Source organism: Enterobacter sp. Acro-832 (assembly GCF_011752745.1).
Classification (GTDB): Bacteria; Pseudomonadota; Gammaproteobacteria; order Enterobacterales; family Enterobacteriaceae; genus Enterobacter; species Enterobacter quasiroggenkampii.
The window spans coordinates 685,029-704,201 of record NZ_VWWX01000002.1; the positions used below are offsets into that span (position 1 = coordinate 685,029).

The window sequence follows — 19,173 nt, forward strand, 5'->3', positions numbered from 1 at the left end:
TCTCCCGAATCGGAAAACATTGCGTTAGCACATTATTGCCAGCGAGAAATCTCAATCAGCTCGCCGCCGGGTGGAATATCGTCCTCATCGTGCGTGACCAGCACCACCGGAATATTGCGCGCGCGGACGGCGTCAAACACCCATGCCCGAAATGAGGCCCGCAACGCTTTATCGAGGCGGCTGAACGGTTCATCCAGCAGCAGCGCCTGCGGCTCCGCGAGCAGGGCCCGCAGCAGGCTGACCCGGGCGCGCTCCCCGCCGGAAAGGGTGGCCGGGTCGCTGGCGTAATGGTCGCTCAGCCCGGCGGAATCCAGCGCCTGCGCGACCGCTTCCCGCCGCGCGCTGCCGGCGATCCGCTCAGGCAGCGCCAGCAGCAAATTTTGCCCGACGCTGAACTGGTCGAACAGCAGCGCGTCCTGAAAGAGAATACCCAGCCCGCGGGACTCCACGGGAAGAGCGTCGCAGCGACGCGCGTCGAGCCACAGTTCACCCCGCGCCTGGAAATCGTCTGACAGCGCGCCGACCATCCAGGCAAAAAGGGTCGATTTGCCGCTGCCGGACGGCCCCATCAGGGTGACGATCTCCCCCCGGGGCACGCAAAAACTGACCTCGCGGAAAAGCGGTTCGATGGTGAGATTTTTTACCTTCAGCATTAACGTAACCCTTGTCGGTAGCGGCCCACGAGCCGGGATAGCAGGGCGGCAAGACCAAACACCGAGCCCGTGACCAGCAGTAATCCCAGCGCCCGGTTAGCAAGAATCGGGATGCTGCCCCCGCTGCTCAGCGCGACGGTTTCGGTGGTCAGTGTGGCGAAACGCCCCGCGCCCAGCCACAGCGTCGGCATGTATTGCGCCATGCTGACGGAAAAGCCGGTGGCAAAGGCCAGTAGCGCAGGGCGCACCAGCAGGGGGCATTTCACCAGGCAGAAGACTTTGGTCCGTCGCCAGCCTAGGGTTCTGGCGGTGAGGAGCAGCCGAGGATCGATCCGGCGCCAGGCGGGTTGCAGCACCAGCAGCGTCCACGGCAATACCCACAGGAGGTGGCTCCAGAGCACGGCGGCGTAGTGCCCGTCGACGCCCAGGTGCAACGCAATCGCATACTGGCCGGTGACGAGCGGGAGGGCCGGAAGGGCGAGCGGTAACCATACCCACAGCGCGCCGCGCTGCGGACCCCATTCCAGCCAGAGTAAGCCGACGACCAGGGCGATCAGGGCTGAAAGCAGACCGAAGGACAGGCTGGTCCCCACCGGGCCAACGTCTTCCCGTTGCGCCAGCATCAGCAGCACCGCGGCGCACAGCACGCCGCACGCGGGCAGAAACCCGCTCAGTGCCCGCTCAGGCAGGGCGAGCTGAGACCGGGGACGCGTTCCGGTGAAATCCGCAAACGTGCGAACCCATGCCTTCCAGAGGCCGTATCCCAGGGCGGCAAGCGCGGCCAGCAGCAGAAGGAGAAGCAGGCACAGCAGCGTCCCTTTTGCCTGCTGCTGCGCGTCGCCCTGGCTTAACCACTGCCAGGCCAGCACGGCCAGGGTAGGCGGGTTGCCCGGCCCGAGAACGATCGCCACATCGACGACCGACAGCGACCACGCCAGCACCGCCAGCATCACCGCGCCGAGAACGGGCGCGATAGCCGGCAGGATGAGCCAGCTGAGCGTCTGAAAACGGCCATAGCCGAATGTCTGCAGGACGATCTTCTGCTGCGCGAGCCGTTTTTCCGGCAGCACGGCGTAAATCGCCCACAGGACAAAGGCGCTCTCTTTGACCGCGAGCGTCAGCCCCAGCCCGGCGCCGTAGCGGTCAAACGGTGGGGAACAGACGGTGCAGACCTGATAAAACAGACCGCCCTCGGCAAACAGCAGTAGCGCGCCGGTGGCGAACGCCACATGGGGGATCGCCAGCAGCCACGGCAGGCGGCTTGTGAGACGTCGCCAGCGTTTCCCGGGCCAGACAAGGCTGACGAGGAGAAGGGCAATCAGCAACGCCCCCAGCGTGGCGATGAGCGTTGAGACCAGCGTGGCAATGGTTGCCTGAGGCAGCTGCGGATCGTTCAGCAGCCGCTGCCAGTTTGTCACCGAAAACGCCGGGGCAAACAGCATGGCGCTGGCGGGCAGGAGCGGCAGATAAATTACCGCCATCGCCAGCCAGATAAGCCTGCTCAGCGGGTGCCGTAACGACGCAGCCATTCCTGCTCCAGCGCATTCACCCAGGCGGACTGGGGCTCTGCAAGCATCTTCGGCAGCCCCTGCGGCGTGTGGGCCAGCAGCTGTCTGGCTTCATCTTCAGGCAGCGTTTTGGCATCCAGCACGCTCGGATCGCCCCAGATGGCCGGGTCAGCTTTGCGGATCTGCGCCTGCGGTGAAAGCAGGAAATTGGCGACCACTTTCGCCCCTGCGCTGGCGCTGGCATTGGCCGGAATCGCCACAAAATGGACGTTGCCAATCGTTCCACCGTGGAAACCAAAGCTGTAGCTGTCGGCGGGAAGTTCGCCGCTCGCCACTTTTTGCTGCGCATGTGCAGGGTTAAAGGTCAGGGACAGGTTCAGGCTGCCGCTGGCAAGCAGGGCATCCATCCGTGCAGGAGAAGGGGGGAAATCTTTCCCTTCGCGCCACAGCAGCGGGTGGAGTTTGTCCAGATAATCCCAGAGCGGCGCCGTCACCTCGGCAAAGGTGCTATCGTGGGCCTTTTGCAGCGCGTCCGGGTGAGCGGTCAGCGTCAGCAGCAGCTGCTCAAGAAATGCCGTGCCGGTAAAATCGGGCGGGCGAGGATAGCTGATCTTGCCGGAGTGCTGCTGCGCGTAAGCCAGCAGCGCCTGAGGATCCACAGGCGGCGTCGGCATGCTGGCCTTGCGGGCGATAAAGGTCAGCTGCGCGCCTCCCCACGGCGATTCCGCGCCGTCTGTGGGAATCGCAAAATCCTCCGTAACCGGTTTGCGGGTATCGACATAGCGCCAGTTGGGCAACGTCTGCGCCCATCCGGTCTGCAGCAGGTTTGCCTCTTTCAGCGTGCGGAAGTTCTCGCCGTTAACCCACAGCAGGTCGACGGAGCCGTTGGTCTTACGCCCCGCGGCGGCTTCGGTCTGAATGCGTTTTACCGCGTCGGCAGCATCCGCCAGCGGGACAATTTTAAGGGTAATGGCATAGTGCGTTTGCATCTCACCGCTGACCCACTCCAGATAGCGGTTGACCGCCGGATCGCCGCCCCAGGCGTTAAACCAGACGGTCTGGCCTTTAGCCTGTTGCTGAATGGCCTGCCAGCCGTCGGCGGCAAATAGGGGGGCTGCCAGCAGCAGACCGGTCAGAAACGTGCAAAAACGCACACGGCGCATAATGCCTCCTTAAATATGCTTGAATTGAAATATATCATATTAAATTATGTTTTTAATATTTAATCTTACATACGGATGACGCGAACAAGGAAAGGATTGTCTTTGTATATTTCCTTTTGGATGTGTTTCGTCTAATCAATACTGTTTTTTTACTAAACTTCATTAGTTGAAATTATCATAAGAATATATAAACTTCATAATTTATAGTGCGCAATATTAAGATGTATAAATAAAAAATTGGCGAGGTATAAAGCAATGTGTTAAAATTGAGTGAGGTAGTGATTTGATTTGTTGTTACTAACTTGTATTATGGATTGATTTCAATGAATGAATTTGTTTTGGATGCTAAAAACACGCTAGAGAAAATCTCATCTTTCAAATGTGCTTCTTATAAGGAGTTGAGCGATGGCTCTTTAATTTTCCAGCTAGACTTTGAGGGAGACCAGTTTTTTGGAATGCTCAAGCATTTCCTTGATGAATATTTGCTTATTAACATAACCAATCCAATAACTTATATTGATGATGAAGAAGCAATAGTTAATTTTGAAATAGCAAATGACTTCAATAAAAAAGCAATTGGAGTTAAAGGCGTAATTGCTGATCTTGAAAAGAAACAGGTGATGTTTTCACGGGAAGAGGTTGTCCGTATTAAAGATAGGTTCAACAAAGATTTAATTGATGAACGTATTAAGTTTTCAATTTCTTTACTTCATAAGTCATTGGATATTTTTTCTTTAAGCATGGATGAATTTGAAAATGGCCGAGAAGAGAAGTGATACTGGACTATTCATTATTGGATGGATAGCGACGGCACTAGCTGTTGGACTACCGCTTATATTTTTGCTATGCATTCAGAAGTATTACCCTGAAGCTTACCGTCAATACGGTGATAAAATTGCAATAATAGCTTATTTAATTGCATCATTTTTCAGTGGGCTTTATACTTCGTACAGGGTTTCATGTAAAGCAGATGAAAAAGATTTGATTATCAACGGCCTCAGAAATGAAATTGATGAATCTAAAAAAGCTTATCAGAGCCTTTCGCCAAAAGAAAAAATAATTTCATTGCTTCATGAGATACATACTAAGTCTGGTGGCTTAAATAAAACAGCAATTCAGAAATTATTAATAGATAAAATTGGTGAGATAAATAATGATTCATCCTTCAATACACGCTATGATGGAGCATTGTGTGTAAGTGATGATCAATTTAAAGCCAGAACAAAAGTACCAACCAATTTAAATTCAGCTTACAAGTCTGAAAAATTGGATGATTATAAACAAGTGGATATTAAGTTTTCTTCCAAACGGAGATGATTAATTTTAGGAACCCATTATATTCTTAATTAACATAATGGGTTTTTATTTGGATTGTTATCTGAGTTAAATGCTGTATTTAATATGGCTGATGTTGATTTATTTCAGTCTATATATATTTTGAATAGCCGACGCGTAATCAGCGGTAATAACCCCAGTAGTGTAAAGGCGAATACCATGCCCGGCGACAAAATATCGCGCAGCGAGGTCACTTTTCCCAGCTCGCGCCCGGCGTTCAGAAAGATAATCGTGGCGGGCAGCATGGCGAGCTGGCTCACCCACCAGTAGCGAAATACCCCAATCCGGGTCAGCCCCATCAGCAAATTCACCAGAAAAAACGGGAACAGCGGCATCAGGCGCAGGGCAAAAAGAAAGTTCGCGCCGTCGCGTGCCATGCCGGTATTCACCGTACTCATCTGCCGGGCAAACCGCCGTTGCACCCAGTCGCGCAAAAAATAGCGGCTGGCGAGCATCGCCAGCGTGGCCCCGAGCGTGGAGGCAAAGGAGACCAGCACGGTGCCTTCCCACAGGCTAAACAATGCCCCGCCCAGCAGGGTCAGGACCGCCGCGCCGGGTATCGAGAGGGCGGAGACCGCCACATAGACCGCAAAAAAGATCAGCGCGCTGCGCAGCGGCGCGTGGTCGACATAGGCGAGTAACGCCTGATGGTGCGTTTTAATCCCTTCCAGGGAGAGGGTTCCCGGGGGAAGCATGACAAACGTCAACATAAATGCGCCCAGAAGGGCGCACAGGAAGAGTGTTTTTGGAATGTTCACGCGTCATTACAGCTTGAATTTAGCCCACACTGGCGCGTGGTCAGACGGTTTTTCCATGCTGCGGATGTCGTAGTCGATCCCGGTTTCGATGCAGCGCTCGGCCAGCGGCGAACTGGCGAGCAGAAGATCGATACGCAGGCCGCGGTTGTCGTCAAAGCCTTTAGAGCGATAGTCAAACCAGGAGAAGCGATCCTGCGTTTCCGGATTGGCATTGCGGAAGGTATCCACCAGGCCCCAGCCCAGCAGGCGCTCCATCCACTCACGCTCTTCCGGCAGGAAGGAGCATTTGCCGGTGCGCAGCCAGCGTTTGCGGTTCTCTTCGCCAATACCGATATCGAGATCCGTCGGGCTGATATTCATGTCGCCCATGATCAGCACCGGATTCTCTTTTTTGAGTTCGGTGGTCAGGTAGTCCTGCAGATCCTGATAAAACTTCGCTTTCGCCGGGAATTTGGTTTCATGATCACGGCTCTCACCCTGCGGGAAATAGCCGTTGATGACCGTGATATTCCCGATCGCAGAAGGGACTTCCGCCATGATAATACGGCGCTGCGCTTCTTCACCGTCGCCCGGGAAGCCGCGACGCACGGAAACCGGCGGCGCTTTGGTGAGCAGCGCGACGCCATAGTGACCTTTCTGGCCGTGATAAAAGACGTTGTAGCCGAGTTTCGCCACCTCTTCGAGGGGGAACATGTCGTCGTGAACCTTTGTCTCCTGCAGGCCGATCACATCTGGCTGATGTTGCTCAACGATAGCTTCAAGCTGATGAGGGCGGGCACGCAGGCCGTTGATATTAAAAGAGACAAATTTCATAGTCGCTGCCAGTGCAAGGTGAATAGTGCAAGGATGGTAGCAGAATTTGCGTCAACTGTTACCGGCTTCGACCAATAACTGCAACAGATAATGCCGGTGGTGCAATATTTGCACCATTCTGACGCGCTTCGCCCCCAAACAGGGCGTAAATGGCCGATAAATTACGCGAGCGATCACAATTCCAGAATTATATTTGGCCTGTGCATACTCTTTCTGATTTTCATGCGGCAAAGCGCCGCTTGTCGTAAAAATATTCACTTTTTATGCACTAACAGTGAATAACTCCATATTGTAACTCATTGATATTCTGTTACCTCAACCCGTTTATGCATTTTTATCGCTGGCTGGCACGAAGGCTGCAATCTACATTCACAGTGCAAACACTCAATTATTTAACATTCAAATAACCTTTTATTTACCGGATGAGGTCGCTATGTCTCTGTCAATTACGCGTGAAAATTTCGATGAATGGATGATGCCGGTTTACGCTCCGGCGGCTTTTATTCCGGTTCGTGGGGAAGGCTCGCGCCTGTGGGATCAGCAGGGTAAAGAGTATATCGACTTTGCAGGTGGGATTGCGGTGAACGCGCTGGGTCATGCGCACCCGGCGCTGCGTCAGGCGCTGAACGATCAGGCGGCGAAGTTCTGGCATACCGGCAACGGCTTTACCAACGAGCCCGCGCTGCGCCTGGCCAAAAAACTGATCGACGCGACGTTTGCGGAGAAGGTCTTTTTCTGTAACTCGGGGGCGGAAGCCAACGAGGCGGCGCTGAAGCTGGCGCGCAAATATGCGCACGATAAATTTGGAACCCACAAGAGCGGTATCGTGGCGTTTAAAAATGCCTTCCACGGACGCACGCTCTTTACCGTCAGCGCAGGCGGGCAGCCTTCCTATTCGCAGGATTTCGCGCCGCTGCCGCCGGATATTCGTCACGGTATTTATAACGATCTGCAGTCCGCCAGCGAGCTGATTAACGACACCACCTGCGCGGTGATCGTCGAGCCGATGCAGGGCGAGGGCGGCGTGCTTCCGGCGCAAAAAGCGTTCCTGCAGGGGCTGCGCGAGCTGTGCGATCGTCACAACGCGGTGCTGATTTTCGACGAAGTGCAGACCGGCGTGGGCCGTACCGGCGAGCTGTATGCCTATATGCACTACGGCGTGACGCCGGACGTGCTGTCGACCGCCAAAGCGCTGGGCGGCGGCTTCCCGATTGGCGCGACGCTGACCACCGATAAATTCGCCAGCGTGATGACCGTCGGCACCCACGGCACCACCTACGGCGGCAACCCGCTGGCCACCGCCGTCGCCGGACAGGTACTCGACATCATTAACACCCCTGAGGTGCTGAAGGGCGTTAAGCAGCGCCACGACTGGTTTGTTGAGCGCCTGAATGCCATCAACAGCAAGGTTGGCCTGTTTAAAGAGATCCGTGGTCTGGGGCTGTTAATCGGCTGCGAGCTCACCGCTGAGTTTGCCGGAAAAGCTAAACTTATTTCACAGGAAGCGGCAAAAGTAGGCGTGATGGTGCTGATTGCCGGTGCTAATGTCGTGCGTTTTGCTCCTGCGCTGATTGTCAGCGAGGAAGAGGTGCAAACCGGTCTGGACCGCTTTGCGCTGGCGTGTGAAAAAGTGAAATCCGGGGTGTCATCATGATGGTCATCCGTCCCGTTGAGCGCGGCGATCTCGCCGGGCTCATGCAGCTTGCCGGTAAGACGGGAGGCGGGCTGACCTCGCTTCCTGCCGATGAAAAAACGCTGTCGGCGCGCATTGAGCGCGCCCTGCAAACCTGGCAGGGGACGTTGCCAAAAAGCGAACAGGGGTATGTGTTCGTGCTGGAAGACACCGATACGGGAACCGTGGCCGGGATCTGCGCCATTGAAGTCGCCGTCGGGCTGAACGACCCGTGGTACAACTACCGCGTGGGTACCATGGTTCACGCCTCGAAAGAGCTGAACGTCTATAACGCACTGCCCACGCTGTTTCTCTGCAATGACCACACGGGCGCCAGCGAGCTTTGCACGCTGTTCCTCGATCCGGCGTGGCGCAAAGAGGGCAACGGCTATCTGCTCTCCAAATCGCGCTTTATGTTTATGGCCGCCTTCCGCGATCGCTTTAACGAAAAAGTGGTCGCGGAGATGCGCGGCGTGATCGACGACACCGGCTACTCACCGTTCTGGGAGAGCCTGGGCGAGCGCTTCTTCTCGATGGAGTTCAGCCGGGCGGACTATCTTTGCGGCACCGGTCAGAAGGCCTTTATTGCCGAACTGATGCCGAAGCATCCTATCTATACCCATTTCCTCAGCCCGGAAGCGCAGGCGGTGATCGGCGAAGTGCATCCGCAAACCGCACCCGCCCGCGCGGTGCTGGAGAAAGAGGGCTTCCGCTACCGCAACTATGTCGACATCTTTGACGGTGGGCCTACGCTTGAGTGCGATATCGACCGCGTGCGCGCGATCCGTAAGAGCCGGCTGGTTGAGGTCTCTGAAGGCCAGCCCGCGCCGGGCGACTGGCCGGCGTGCCTGGTGGCGAACGAAAATTATGCCAACTTCCGCGCCATGCTGGTGCGGACCAACCCGAAATGTGAACGTCTGGTGCTGACGGCTGCAGAACTGGATGCCCTGAAATGTAACGCCGGCGATAAGGTTCGCCTGGTGCGTCTCTGCCCTGAGGAGAAAACAGCATGACATTATGGATTAACGGTGACTGGGTCACGGGCGAAGGCGAACAGCGCGTAAAGACCAATCCGGTAGGAAAAGAGGCGCTCTGGAAGGGGAATGACGCCAGCGCTGCGCAGGTGGAACAAGCCTGCCATGCCGCCCGCCGCGCGTTTCCGGCGTGGGCAAAACAGTCTTTCGCCGTGCGCCAGGAAATTGTTGAAAAGTTTGCCGGGCTGCTGGAGGCAAACAAGGCCGAGCTGACGCGCATCATCGCGTCAGAAACCAGTAAACCGCGCTGGGAAGCGGCAACCGAAGTGACGGCGATGATCAACAAAATCGCCATTTCGGTGAAGGCATACCACGCCCGTACTGGCGAACAGCACACCGAGATGCCGGACGGCGCGGCCACGCTGCGCCACCGTCCGCACGGCGTGCTGGCGGTGTTTGGTCCGTACAACTTCCCGGGGCATCTGCCGAATGGCCACATTGTGCCCGCGCTGCTGGCGGGCAATACCGTGATCTTTAAACCGAGCGAGCTCACGCCCTTCACCGGCGAGGCGGTGGTTAAGCTGTGGGAACAGGCTGGCCTGCCGCCGGGCGTGCTGAACCTGGTGCAGGGCGGACGTGAAACCGGCCAGGCGCTGAGCGCGCTGAGCGATATCGACGGCCTGCTGTTTACCGGCAGCGCCGGGACGGGCTATCAGCTGCACCGCCAGCTGGCGGGGCAGCCGGAAAAAATTCTGGCGCTGGAGATGGGGGGCAACAACCCGCTGATTGTGGAAGACCTGGATGATATTGACGCCGCGGTGCACCTGACGATTCAGTCCGCCTTTATTACCGCTGGACAGCGCTGCACCTGCGCCCGCCGCCTGCTGGTGAAACGGGGCGCGCAGGGTGATGCTTTCCTGAAGCGTCTGGTAGAGGTGAGCGCGCGCCTGGTGCCAGCCGCGTGGGATGCCGATCCGCAGCCGTTTATCGGCGGGCTGATTTCCGAACAGGCCGCGCTGAACGTGCTGAAGGCCTGGCAGGACCACGTTGCGCGCGGCGCGAAAACCCTGCTCGAACCGAAGCAGGTTCAGCCGGGTACCTCGCTGCTGACGCCGGGCATCGTTGAGATGAGCGGCGCGAGCAACGTGCCGGATGAAGAGGTCTTTGGCCCGCTGCTGTGCGTCTGGCGCTATGACGATTTCGATGCGGCGATTGCGATGGCGAATAACACCCGCTATGGCCTGTCGAGCGGTCTGATTTCGCCGCATCGCGAGAAGTTTGATCGGCTGCTGCTGGAAGCGCGCGCCGGGATTGTGAACTGGAATAAACCGCTGACCGGGGCCGCGAGCACCGCGCCGTTTGGCGGCGTGGGCGCATCGGGCAACCATCGCGCCAGCGCGTGGTATGCCGCCGATTACTGTGCCTGGCCGATGGCGAGCCTGGAAACCCCGGCGCTGACGCTGCCGGAGACGCTTAATCCGGGGCTGGACTTTACCGGAGGGGATCGTCATGAAAGCGCGTGAAGTCAACTTTGACGGGCTGGTGGGGCTGACCCACCACTATGCCGGTCTCTCTTTTGGTAATGAAGCCTCCACGAAGCACCGTTTTCAGGTCTCCAACCCGAAGCTGGCGGCGAAGCAGGGGCTGCTGAAGATGAAAGCGCTGGCGGATGCCGGTTTCCCGCAGGCGGTGATCCCGCCGCAGGAGCGTCCGAACGTGGCGGTGCTGCGTCAGCTCGGCTTTAGCGGCACCGATGAGCAGGTGGTCGAAAAAGCGGGTACGCAGACGCCGCATCTGCTCTCGGCGGCAAGCTCGGCCTCTTCGATGTGGGTCGCCAACGCGGCAACCGTCGCGCCGTCAGCCGATACGCTGGATGGCAAAGTCCATCTGACGGTGGCGAACCTGAATAACAAGTTTCACCGCGCCACCGAAGCGGAAACCACCGAGCGCGTGCTGCGCGCTATTTTCAACCAGGACGCCCATTTCGCGGTGCATCAGGCCCTGCCGCAGGTAGCGATGTTTGGCGACGAAGGCGCGGCCAACCATAACCGCCTGGGGGGCGATTACGGCGAGCCGGGTCTGCAGCTGTTTATTTACGGGCGCGAAGAGGGGGGCCACGCCGCGCCAACCCGTTATCCTGCACGTCAGACGCTGGCGGCGAGCCAGGCCGTTGCCCGCCTGAACCAGGTCAATCCTTCCCAGGTGATTTTCGCCCAGCAGAACCCGCATGTGATCGACCAGGGCGTGTTCCACAATGACGTGATTGCCGTTTCCAACCGCCAGGTGCTGTTCTGTCACGAGCAGGCGTTCGCCCATCAGGAAAAGCTGCTCGCCACGCTGCATGAGCGCGTACGCGGCTTTACGCCCATTCAGGTGCCAACGGCGGCGGTAAGCGTGCAGGACGCGGTTGAAACGTATCTGTTCAATAGCCAGCTGCTGAGCCGCGATGATGGCAGCATGATGCTGGTTCTGCCGCAGGAGTCCCGGGATCATCAGGGCGTGTGGCGCTACCTGACCGAACTGGTGAAGGCCGATAACCCGATTGACGAACTGCGCGTATTTGACCTGCGCGAAAGCATGGCCAACGGCGGTGGTCCAGCCTGTTTACGTCTGCGCGTGGTCTTGACTCAGGACGAAATGCAGGCGGTTAATCCGGCGGTCATGATGAACGATACGCTCTTTACGCGCCTGAATGACTGGGTCGATCGCTACTATCGCGACCGGCTAACGCAGGCCGATCTGGTTGACCCGCAGCTTCTGCGTGAAGGACGCGAGGCGCTGGACGCGTTGTCGACAATCCTGCAACTGGGATCGGTTTATCCGTTCCAGCGCTAAAGGAGTGGATATGGAAAATTTACTGGCGCTGACCCTGGCCGATGAAACGCCGGAACAGAAAGAGGGGGACGGTCCCTCATTTCGCTGGCGGTGGCTGGGGCGCGGGGTGCTTGAGCTGACGCCGACAGCAAAAAGCGATCTGTCGCTGCTGCTTTCAACGGGCATTCACGGGAATGAAACGGCACCGGTTGAGATTGTCGATCTGCTGCTGCGCGCGCTGTATCGCAATGAGATTGCCCTGACGTGCCGCGTGCTGGTGGTGCTCGGCAATCCGCCTGCGCTGGCGGAAAACAAACGGTATCTGGTGAGCGACATTAACCGCATGTTCGGCGGGCGCTGGTCGCAGTTTCCGCAGAGTGACGAAACGGCGCGGGCAGAGTGGCTGGAGAACGTCGTGACCGCGTTTTTTGCCGCTGCGGGACCGGCGCGCTGGCATCTGGATCTGCATACGGCCATCCGCGCATCCTACCATGTTCGCTTCGGCGTGTTGCCGCAGCGCAATCAGCCGTGGGAGGAAGATTTTCTGAGCTGGCTGGGAGACGCCGGGCTGGAGGCGCTGGTGTTTCACCAGTCGCCGGGCGGAACCTTTACGCACTTCACCTGTGAACACTTTGGTGCGTTGTCCTGTACGCTGGAGCTGGGGAAAGCGCTGCCGTTTGGGCAAAACGATCTCTCTCGCTTTGCGCCCACGCATCTCGCCCTGCGGGCGCTGCTGGGAGGAAAGGCTCCCGAGCCTGCGCATCAGCCCGTCGAGCGGTACCGGGTCGTACAGCAGATCACGCGCCGCAGCGATGCCTTCCTGCTCCATATGGCCGCGCATACCCTGAACTTCACGCCGTTCCGCAAAGGGGCGCTGCTGGCCGAGGATGGCGAGGAGCGTTATGAGGTGCAGAAAACCACCGAGTATGTTTTATTCCCTAATCCCACCGTGGCGTTTGGCCTGCGTGCCGGACTGATGCTGGAAAAAATATCCTGAACCTTTCCCCTCTCTTCATCCGGGAGGGGAAGTAAAATACCCTTTCTTAGCAATTAAAGCGCCTGTACGTGTTTTGCAGAATATTCCTGGTGAATTGCTTTATTATTCACCTTCACTCCGTTATACTTTTGCTAAATCGCTTTAAAATCATTGCATTGAATATTTTTTGTTGCAACTCTCCACGCTTTATCCTTATTTCCTCCACATTTGGCGAAAATTTGTTTTTTACACTTTCATTGTTTTACCGTTGCTCTGACTAATTGACGATAAACCCCGTAAAGTTAATCTCGTCAACACGGCATAGCGCCGAAGAATAACTGAAAGAAAGGAAATAAATTATGCGTAAGTTTACTGCACTGTTTGTTGCTTCTACCCTGGCTCTGGGCGCTACCAGCATGGCGTTCGCCGCAGATACTGCGACCACAACCGCTGCCGCGCCTGCTGAAGGCAAAATGATGATGCATCATAAAGGCCCGGGTATGCACAACGAGATGATGATGTTTAAGGATCTCAACCTGACGGATGCGCAGAAACAGCAGATCCGCGATATCCGGAAAAGCGAACGCGAGCAGATGAAACGTCCGCCGCTGGAAGAGCGTCGTGCCATGCATGACATCATCGCCAGCGACAGCTTCGACAAGGCAAAAGCCGAAGCGCAGATCGACAAAATGGCCGAGCAGCACAAAGCCCGCATGCTGGCTCACCTGGAAACCCAGAATAAGATCTACAACATTCTGACCCCGGAACAGAAAAAACAATTTAATGCGAATTTTGAGAAGCGTCTGACAGAACGTCCGGCGATGGAAGGTAAAATGCCAGCACCAACCGAATAATCGGTTCACTCTCTTAAGACCGCCGGGATCCTGTCCACAAAAGCGAAAACGCTGTGGACAGGACCGGCGGTTTTTCTTTCCTGCCCTCTTGTCTGCCGCCGCCAGCGCGGTATGCTCCTGTAGTCGCATCAGAGAATGTTTGTAGAGTCATGGCGTTAGCATTTTTATTAACGTTCCGCTAAGGCCTGCCCGCTCTGCTGCCGATACTGTGTCTGTGAATACCTAACGATAACAAACAAGACAGCAACGATAGCAATATCCTTGCCCTGGCACGGGTTGTGCCATTCAGGAGTGGTGATGGAGTTCTTTGATATCCGTAAAATGCCGGTCAGCCTGTGGCGCAATGGTGCTGGTGAAACGCGTGAGATTTGTTGTTTCCCTCCCGCGACGCGTGATTTTCACTGGCGTGCCAGTATCGCGACTATCGCCAGTAACGGCGAATTCTCCTCTTTTCCCGGCGTCGATCGGGTGATTACCTTGCTGGAAGGCGGGGAGGTGACGCTGGATGCCGGCCAGGCGTTCTTCCATACCCTGAAGCACCATCAGCCCTACAGCTTTGCCGGCGACCTGCCGGTGAAAGCGCTGCTGTCCGATGGGCGGATGGCGATGGACTTCAACATCATGACCCGTCGCGACTGCTGCCGGGCGAAGGTGCGCGTGGCTGACCGTACCTTTACCACCTTTGGCACACGCGGGGGCGTGGTGTTTGTGTTAAGCGGGGCGTGGCAGCTGGGTGATAAATTGCTGACGGCCGATCAGGGCGCCAGTTGGGAGGAGGGTACCCATACGCTGCGTCTGCTGGAGGCTCAGGGTACCTTATTGTTCAGCGAAATCACGTGGCTGCCAGGCCATTGAGTTCAATGATCTCAAACTTACCGGCCAGGACAGGTTTACAGAGAATTTTGTAGCCATCGTGGTCAAATCCGGCGGGCGTGCGCAGCAGGGTTGCCGCGTCGTTGATATCGTCGACAGCGCCCAGCCAGAGCCAGTTATTGACGATGTGGTACTGGGTCATCGCGTCACCCACTTCTTTGAGCGCAACGGCGCTTTCCCAGGGCCAGCACTTCACGCTGATGGCCCCCAGACCAGAGAGGAGCCGTGCGTGGTGCGCCTCAACGCTCTCTTTGCCACAGCAGGCACCGGCACAGCGCTTCAGCGCGGATCGAAAACAGGCGCGTCCGCGCGTGGTCGCCTCCAGGCCCAAAAGGCTGTAGCAAAGCTGGAGCTCGTCCGCCAGCGTCTGCAGCGCCTGAAGTGCGGCACGTTTATTGGCGAACAGTCCGTAGAGATTCGGGGCATGAGAAAAATCGACGTCGCGCGCGTAGACGACCTGTGGCTTGCCTTCATTGATCTGCAGGGAGCAGAGCTGACGGTTGCGGCGCAGGCGCTTGTTGAACAGCGGCTGTTGTTCTTTTATCAACCGCGCCTCCAGCAACAGCGCGCCCATTTCTCCCGCCGTCTGGAACCAGGTAATGCGTCGCGACTGGCGCAGCATGGCGGCCTCGTCCGGCGTACGCAGATGGGATAATACCCGACTGCGAATGTTAACGCTCTTGCCGATGTAGAGCGGCAGGGTGTCGCTTTCGCCGTGAAAGATGTACACGCCCGGCTGTTTAGGCAATGCTTCAAGCCAGGGGCGAAGGTGCTCGGGATATTCGTAGATAGCCGCCGCTTCAAACTCAAGACGCGGGGCGGATTGACGCCTGCTCACATACCGCTCCATATACTGTTCAGGTATACAGTGTAGCAGGAGTGTGGTGGTTAAAAAAGAGCCGGGTGGCGGCGACGCCTTACCCGGCCTACAAAACGGGGTTACCGTTTTGCGTTTATTTCCAGAAGTCGTCAAACACCGTAATCGGTGGGCGACGCTTGTGCTCGGTTTTCAGATACCAGCCTTCGATGATCTTCGCAGTGCCTTCATCCAGCTTTTTGCCTTCCAGATAATCATCAATGTTGTCGTAGGTGACGCCAAGGGCCGCTTCATCCGGCAGGGAAGGGCGATCGTCTTCAAGGTCAGCTGTCGGCGCTTTCTTATACAGATGCTCAGGACAGCCCAGCGCGGCAAGCAGCTGCTTGCCCTGACGCTTGTTCAGGCGGAAGATCGGGTTAATGTCGGTGCCGCCGTCGCCATATTTGGTGAAGAACCCGGTGATCGCTTCGGCCGCATGGTCGGTGCCGACCACGACGCCTTTGGTCATCCCGGCGATGCTGTACTGCGCTTTCATGCGCTCACGTGCCTTTTCATTGCCGCGAACGAAATCGCTTAACTCAATGCCCGCTTCGCGTAACGCCTGCTCGCTTGCCAGCACCGAGCCTTTAATATTCACGGTCAGCACGCGGTCAGGCTGAATGAAGGCAATGGCGTCCTGGCAATCCTGCTCGTCTGCCTGTACGCCGTAAGGAAGGCGCACAGCGATAAACTGCAGCGTCTCATCGCCCGTCTCTTCGCGAAGCTCTGAAATGGCCATCTGGCAGAGCTTGCCGGTCAGCGTTGAATCCTGGCCGCCGCTGATGCCCAGCACCAGAGATTTCAGGAAAGAGTTCTTCTTTAAATACGCTTTTAAAAAATCCACGCTGCGGCGGATCTCTTCATTTGCATCTACCGCAGGCTTCGCGCCCAGCGCCTGGATAATCTCTTGTTGCAGAGTCATCACGCTCTCCATAAACAGAATGTGTTAACTGTTAAAACTAACCCTTTGGGCGAGAAACGACAAGGATCACAGTTTCGAGTGCGCTAATTTGCGCCGATTTAGCAGCTTATCGTTGTTTTATTAGAATTTTCCGAAATTCGTCTGGCGTAACGCACAAAGTTGAACAATAGTACTTTTTATCCCATGCTTAGATAACACGCTGATAAACAAGAGGACGGAATATGAACAAGAACGTAGCAGGAATTCTTAGCGCAGCGGCGGTACTGACTATGCTGGCAGGGTGTACGGCTTACGATCGCACCAAGGATCAGTTTACGCAGCCCGTAGTAAAAGACGTTAAAAAGGGGATGACCCGTTCGCAGGTGGCTGCGATTGCCGGTAAACCTTCTTCTGAAGTCACCATGATTCATGCGAAAGGGACCTGCCAGACCTATATCCTGGGTCAACGTGATGGTAAGGCAGAAACCTACTTTGTCGCCCTGGATGATACCGGTCATGTGATCAACTCCGGCTATCAGACCTGTGCTGAATACGACACCGATCCGCAGGCACCTAAGGCGTAGTCACCCTGCTTGCCTGAGGATGTTAACAAACCGGCCCCGGGGCCGGTTTTTTTATGCATCAGAAAATCTTATTTCTTTTCGCGAATTATTTGCCCGAAATGTGAGGGTAGTCAACAAGCCAGGTCAATGAGAGACAATTCTAGTCTATTCAGAATTATCCCCTGTCTGTACCATTGCGTATACTCACTCCAACGATAAACAACAGTACGCAAACTACCTGTCTGCCGGGACAGCGAGTCGAGTGATAGCGCGATGGCAGGTAGTCATACAAGAGGGAAATCACGATGGAAAAGAAACATATCTACCTGTTCTGCTCAGCGGGCATGTCAACCTCGCTTCTGGTCTCAAAGATGCGTGCGCAGGCTGAAAAGTATGAAGTCCCTGTGGTGATCGAAGCGTTCCCAGAGACGCTGGCGGGCGAAAAAGGTCAGACAGCCGATGTTGTTTTACTGGGACCGCAAATTGCCTATATGTTGCCCGAAATTCAACGACTGTTACCGAATAAACCGGTTGAAGTGATCGACTCGGGGCTGTACGGCAAGATTGATGGTTTAGGTGTTCTTAAAGCTGCTGTGGCAGCCATTAAAAAAGCTGCTAATTAATTTTTATTTTTCCCGTCAAAGAGTTATTTCACACACAATACGCCGTAACATGCGTTACGGCATTTAAGGGTATTTTCCTATGAGTAAAGTCATCGCTTCACTTGAAAAGGTACTCCTTCCTTTTGCTGTTAAAATAGGAAAGCAGCCTCACGTTAATGCCATCAAAAACGGCTTTATTAAATTAATGCCGTTGACGTTGGCCGGGGCCATGTTCGTTTTAATTAACAACGTTTTTCTGAGCTTTGGTGAAGGTTCCTTCTTTTATTCATTAGGAATTCGGTTAGACGCTTCCACTATTGAAACCCTTAATGGTTTTAAAGCCATCGGCGGCAACGTCTATAACGGTACGTTGGGAATTATGTCGCTGATGGCGCCTTTCTTTATTGGGATGGCGCTGGCAGAAGAGCGTAAGGTCGATCCGCTGGCCGCCGGGTTATTATCCGTCGCCGCCTTTATGACCGTCACGCCTTACAGCGTGGGTGAAGCCTATGCCGTTGGCGCCAACTGGCTGGGTGGGGCTAACATCATCTCCGGTATTGTTATCGGCCTGGTGGTGGCAGAGATGTTCACCTTTATCATCCGTCGAAACTGGGTGATTCGCCTGCCGGATAGCGTACCGGCTTCTGTATCCCGTTCATTTTCCGCGTTGATTCCAGGCTTCATTATTCTCTCTATCATGGGGATTATTGCCTGGGCGCTCTCTCACTGGGGCACAAACTTCCACCAGATCATCATGGACTCTATCTCTACGCCGCTGGCGTCGATGGGTGGCGTGGTCGGTTGGGCGTATGTGATTTTCACCTCTCTGCTGTGGTTCTTTGGCGTGCATGGTTCACTGGCACTGGCTGCGCTGGACAGCGGAATTATGACCCCATGGGCACTGGAAAACGTTGCACTTTATCAGCAGTACGGCTCCGTTGACGCGGCGCTGGCAGCGGGTAAAACCTTCCATGTGTGGGCGAAGCCGATGCTTGACTCCTATATCTTCCTGGGCGGTACCGGGGCGACCTTGGGTCTGATCATCGCGGTCTTTATTGTCTCTCGTCGTGCTGACTATCGTCAGGTCGCGAAGCTGGCGCTGCCATCAGGCATCTTCCAGATTAACGAACCGATCCTGTTCGGTCTGCCAATCATCATGAACCCGGTCATGTTCATTCCGTTCATCCTGATTCAGCCGCTGCTGGCCGCTATCACCCTGACGGCGTACTACATGGGCATCATTCCACCGGTTACCAACATTGCACCGTGGACCATGCCGGCGGGCCTGGGTGCCTTCTTCAACACCAACGGCAGCGTCGCGGCCTTCCTGCTGGCGATATTCAACCTCGGGATTGCCACCCTGCTGTACATGCCATTCGTGGCGATTGCGAACAAAGCCGCCACCATCATTGATGAAGATGAGAGCGAAGAGGATATTGCCCTCTCACTGAAATTCTAAGATTGACGGCGCGGGGAAACCCGCGCCAGCCACAAGGAGCTTAAAGATGTTAGATTTGGATAGTATTGTCGCAGACGACGCCGCCGAGAACGATCTGGAAGAAGTGGTGATGGGGCTTATCATCAACTCCGGGCAGGCCCGCAGCCTGGCCTATGCCGCACTGAAGCAGGCCAAGCAGGGGGATTTCGCCGCGGCGAAAACCATGATGGAACAGTCCCGCACGGCGCTGAACGAAGCGCACCTGGTGCAGACAAAGCTGATTGAAAGCGATCAGGGCGAAGGGAAGATGAAGGTCAGCCTGGTGCTGGTTCACGCGCAGGATCACCTGATGACCTCGATGCTGGCACGTGAGCTGGTGGCGGAGCTCATTGAGCTTCACGAGAAGATGCAGTAAGTCAG

General features: G+C 56.0%; 20 protein-coding genes. 13 read left to right on the forward strand and 7 right to left on the reverse strand.

Features of this window, described 5'->3' with window-relative positions; all coding sequences use genetic code 11:
* Positions 1 to 32: 32 nt before the first annotated feature.
* The 3 genes from F3J31_RS09740 to F3J31_RS09750 are packed head-to-tail and all read right to left on the reverse strand — an operon-like array spanning position 33 to position 3,324.
* A complete protein-coding gene (locus tag F3J31_RS09740; RefSeq protein WP_167212779.1) occupies positions 33 to 653 on the reverse strand; it encodes an ATP-binding cassette domain-containing protein in 621 nt (206 codons plus the stop codon).
* Complete coding sequence (locus tag F3J31_RS09745; protein ID WP_167212782.1) at positions 653 to 2,182, reverse strand: thiamine ABC transporter permease; 1,530 nt, start codon at positions 2,180 to 2,182, stop codon at positions 653 to 655. Before F3J31_RS09745 ends, F3J31_RS09740 begins: the two co-directional genes overlap by 1 nt.
* Complete coding sequence (locus F3J31_RS09750) at positions 2,155 to 3,324, reverse strand: ABC transporter substrate-binding protein (protein WP_167212784.1); 1,170 nt, start codon at positions 3,322 to 3,324, stop codon at positions 2,155 to 2,157. The genes F3J31_RS09745 and F3J31_RS09750 overlap by 28 nt, the downstream gene beginning before the upstream one ends.
* Positions 3,325 to 3,647: 323 nt before the next feature.
* Here F3J31_RS09750 and F3J31_RS09755 point away from each other — a divergent pair, with 323 nt between their 5' ends.
* Positions 3,648 to 4,100 carry a hypothetical protein gene (locus F3J31_RS09755; RefSeq protein ID WP_167212787.1) on the forward strand — a complete coding sequence of 151 codons (453 nt, stop codon included), beginning with the start codon at positions 3,648 to 3,650 and terminating at the stop codon, positions 4,098 to 4,100.
* The gene (locus F3J31_RS09760) at positions 4,081 to 4,641 is read left to right on the forward strand and encodes a hypothetical protein (RefSeq protein ID WP_167212789.1); all 561 of its coding nucleotides are present in this window, start codon (positions 4,081 to 4,083) and stop codon (positions 4,639 to 4,641) included. The genes F3J31_RS09755 and F3J31_RS09760 overlap by 20 nt, the downstream gene beginning before the upstream one ends.
* Positions 4,642 to 4,745: 104 nt before the next feature.
* Here the strand turns inward: F3J31_RS09760 and F3J31_RS09765 are convergent, their stop codons facing one another.
* Both F3J31_RS09765 and xthA read right to left on the reverse strand, forming a co-directional pair.
* A complete protein-coding gene (locus tag F3J31_RS09765; protein ID WP_167212791.1) occupies positions 4,746 to 5,417 on the reverse strand; it encodes a TVP38/TMEM64 family protein in 672 nt (223 codons plus the stop codon).
* A gap of 6 nt (positions 5,418 to 5,423) precedes the next feature.
* On the reverse strand, positions 5,424 to 6,230 hold the full coding sequence (gene xthA, locus F3J31_RS09770; protein ID WP_008500688.1) for an exodeoxyribonuclease III: 807 nt from the start codon (positions 6,228 to 6,230) through the stop codon (positions 5,424 to 5,426).
* 433 nt (positions 6,231 to 6,663) lie between these two features.
* Here xthA and F3J31_RS09775 point away from each other — a divergent pair, with 433 nt between their 5' ends.
* From F3J31_RS09775 to ves, 7 genes are all read left to right on the forward strand, one after another.
* Complete coding sequence (locus tag F3J31_RS09775; protein WP_045910251.1) at positions 6,664 to 7,884, forward strand: aspartate aminotransferase family protein; 1,221 nt, start codon at positions 6,664 to 6,666, stop codon at positions 7,882 to 7,884.
* Positions 7,881 to 8,915: an arginine N-succinyltransferase gene (gene astA, locus F3J31_RS09780; protein ID WP_008500686.1), complete on the forward strand. Its 1,035-nt coding sequence runs from the start codon at positions 7,881 to 7,883 to the stop codon at positions 8,913 to 8,915. Before F3J31_RS09775 ends, astA begins: the two co-directional genes overlap by 4 nt.
* Complete coding sequence (astD, locus tag F3J31_RS09785; RefSeq protein WP_167212793.1) at positions 8,912 to 10,399, forward strand: succinylglutamate-semialdehyde dehydrogenase; 1,488 nt, start codon at positions 8,912 to 8,914, stop codon at positions 10,397 to 10,399. Before astA ends, astD begins: the two co-directional genes overlap by 4 nt.
* On the forward strand, positions 10,386 to 11,711 hold the full coding sequence (gene astB, locus F3J31_RS09790) for an N-succinylarginine dihydrolase (RefSeq protein WP_111966877.1): 1,326 nt from the start codon (positions 10,386 to 10,388) through the stop codon (positions 11,709 to 11,711). Before astD ends, astB begins: the two co-directional genes overlap by 14 nt.
* A 10-nt stretch (positions 11,712 to 11,721) precedes the next feature.
* Positions 11,722 to 12,687 carry a succinylglutamate desuccinylase gene (gene astE / locus F3J31_RS09795; protein WP_167212796.1) on the forward strand — a complete coding sequence of 322 codons (966 nt, stop codon included), beginning with the start codon at positions 11,722 to 11,724 and terminating at the stop codon, positions 12,685 to 12,687.
* Positions 12,688 to 13,025: 338 nt separating this feature from the next.
* The gene (gene spy, locus F3J31_RS09800) at positions 13,026 to 13,520 is read left to right on the forward strand and encodes an ATP-independent periplasmic protein-refolding chaperone Spy (protein ID WP_023292681.1); all 495 of its coding nucleotides are present in this window, start codon (positions 13,026 to 13,028) and stop codon (positions 13,518 to 13,520) included.
* Between the two features lie 297 nt (positions 13,521 to 13,817).
* Complete coding sequence (gene ves, locus F3J31_RS09805; RefSeq protein WP_021241069.1) at positions 13,818 to 14,375, forward strand: environmental stress-induced protein Ves; 558 nt, start codon at positions 13,818 to 13,820, stop codon at positions 14,373 to 14,375.
* Here the strand turns inward: ves and cho are convergent.
* Positions 14,353 to 15,231, reverse strand: coding sequence for an excinuclease Cho (gene cho / locus F3J31_RS09810; RefSeq protein WP_045910612.1), 879 nt, complete (start codon positions 15,229 to 15,231; stop codon positions 14,353 to 14,355). The two genes, ves and cho, sit on opposite strands and share 23 nt — an antisense overlap.
* 115 nt (positions 15,232 to 15,346) lie before the next feature.
* Positions 15,347 to 16,171 (reverse strand): ammonia-dependent NAD(+) synthetase, encoded by an 825-nt coding sequence (gene nadE / locus F3J31_RS09815; RefSeq protein WP_023292679.1) that lies wholly within the window; start codon positions 16,169 to 16,171, stop codon positions 15,347 to 15,349.
* A 221-nt stretch (positions 16,172 to 16,392) separates the two neighbouring features.
* Here nadE and osmE point away from each other — a divergent pair, with 221 nt between their 5' ends.
* From osmE to chbA, 4 genes are all read left to right on the forward strand, one after another.
* Complete coding sequence (gene osmE / locus F3J31_RS09820) at positions 16,393 to 16,734, forward strand: osmotically-inducible lipoprotein OsmE (RefSeq protein WP_008500677.1); 342 nt, start codon at positions 16,393 to 16,395, stop codon at positions 16,732 to 16,734.
* 284 nt (positions 16,735 to 17,018) lie between these two features.
* The gene (chbB, locus tag F3J31_RS09825) at positions 17,019 to 17,336 is read left to right on the forward strand and encodes a PTS N,N'-diacetylchitobiose transporter subunit IIB (RefSeq protein ID WP_008500676.1); all 318 of its coding nucleotides are present in this window, start codon (positions 17,019 to 17,021) and stop codon (positions 17,334 to 17,336) included.
* Between the two features lie 79 nt (positions 17,337 to 17,415).
* Positions 17,416 to 18,774: a PTS N,N'-diacetylchitobiose transporter subunit IIC gene (chbC, locus tag F3J31_RS09830; protein WP_167212798.1), complete on the forward strand. Its 1,359-nt coding sequence runs from the start codon at positions 17,416 to 17,418 to the stop codon at positions 18,772 to 18,774.
* 46 nt (positions 18,775 to 18,820) lie between these two features.
* Positions 18,821 to 19,168 (forward strand): PTS N,N'-diacetylchitobiose transporter subunit IIA, encoded by a 348-nt coding sequence (gene chbA / locus F3J31_RS09835; RefSeq protein ID WP_032639846.1) that lies wholly within the window; start codon positions 18,821 to 18,823, stop codon positions 19,166 to 19,168.
* Positions 19,169 to 19,173 lie beyond the last annotated feature (5 nt).